Below are 1,717 nucleotides of genomic sequence, written 5' to 3' on the forward strand. Positions count from 1 at the left end.
TATCTGGGGATGTATTATCCAGGCGAGTAAACAGGTCATGCATGTGCTTTTCAAGATTTTTATTGGCATTGGAGACTAGAGACAACCTGGCACAGCATACCATTACTCCCCAGAGAGACATCAATATGTCTTGCTGAGAGAGCAGGGGGTTTTCACTGATTTTGTAGACAAGCGATTCGAACGTAGAGGTAACCACGCTCAGCTCAACGAGTTCACCCAGTTTCGCCATGGCCCACAGCAGGTTGGCGATACCCTGAGAATTAAATTGGTCTTTCTGTGCGTTCACGAGGGGCAACAGCACGGCCACGGCCTCGTTGAGTTCTGGTGTCTGCTCCTGCCCGTTGTCCACCAGTTTCGCCATGGCCCACAGCAGGTTGGCGATATCATGTGGGTTAAAGTTAGCTTTCTGTGCGTTCACGAGGGGCAACAGGGCGGCCACGGCCTCATTGAACTCTGGCGTCCGTTCCTGCCCGTTGTCCAGCAGTTTTGCCATGGCCCACAGTAAGTTGGCGATTTCCTGTGGTTTAAAGTTAGCTTTCTGTGCGTTCACGAGGGGCAACAGTGCGGCCAGGGCATCTTTGAGCTCTGGTGTCCGCTCCTGCCCTTTGTCCACCAGTTTCGCCATGGCCCACAGCAGGTTGGCGATATGTTGAGGAATAAATTGGTCTTTCTGTGCGTTCACGTGGGGCAACAGCGCGGCCACGGCCTCGTTGAGCACTGGTGTTAGCTCCTGCCCGCTGTCCACCAGTTTTGCCATGGCCCACAGCAGGTTGGTGATACCCTGTGGTTTAAAGTGATCTTTCTGTGCGTTCACGTGGGGCAACAGGGCGGCCAAAGCCTCTTTGAGCACTGGTGTCTGCTTCTGCCCGCTGTCCACCAGTTTCGCCATGGCCCACAGCAGGTTGGCGATTTCCTGTGGTTTAAAGTGAGCTTTCTGTGCGTTCACGTGGGGCAACAGCGCAACCAGGACCTCTTTGAGTTCTGGTGTTCGCTCCTGCCCGTTGTCCACCAGTTTCGCCATGGCCCACATTATGTTGGCGATTTCCTGTGGTTTAAAGTGAGCTTTTTGTGCGTTCACGTTGTGCAAAAGCGTAGCCACGGCCTCGTTGAGCTCTGGTGTCTGCTCCTGGCCGTTGTCCACCAGTTTCGCCATGGCCCACAGCAGGTTGGCGATATGCTGAGGAATAAATTGGTCTTTCTGTACTTTCACGTGGGGCAACAGCGCGACCACGGTCTCGTTGAGCCCTGGAGTCCGCTCCTGGGCGTTGTCCACCAGTTTCGCCATGGCCCACAGCAGGTTGATGATTTCCTGTAGGTTAAAGCTGGCTTTCTGTGCCTTCACATGGGGCAATAGTGTAGCCACAGCCTCGTTGAGCCCTGGAGTCCGCCCCTGGCCGTTGTCCACCAGTTTCGCCATGGCCCACAGCAGGTTGGCGTTTTCCTGTGGGTTAAAGTTAGCTTTCTGTGCGTTCACATGGGGCAACAGCACGGCTACGGTTTCATTGAACCTTGGTGTCTGCTCTTGCCCATTGTCCACCAGTTTCGCCATGGCCCACAGCAGGTTGGCGATACCCTGAGCATTAAATTGGTCTTTCTGTGCGTTCACATGGGGCAACAGCACGGCTACGGTTTCATTGAACCTTGGTGTCTGCTCTTGCCCATTGTCCACCAGTTTCGCCATGGCCCACAGCAGGTTGGCGATACCCTGAGCATTAAA

General features: G+C 54.5%; 1 protein-coding gene. It reads right to left on the reverse strand.

Features of this window, described 5'->3' with window-relative positions; all coding sequences use genetic code 11:
- Nucleotides 1–1,717: DUF1601 domain-containing protein (locus tag J7438_RS25340; protein WP_209278822.1), on the reverse strand; the 1,717-nt coding region annotated here is incomplete at both ends.

Source organism: Thalassotalea sp. G20_0 (genome assembly GCF_017744175.1).
GTDB lineage: Bacteria > Pseudomonadota > Gammaproteobacteria > Pseudomonadales > Endozoicomonadaceae > Endozoicomonas.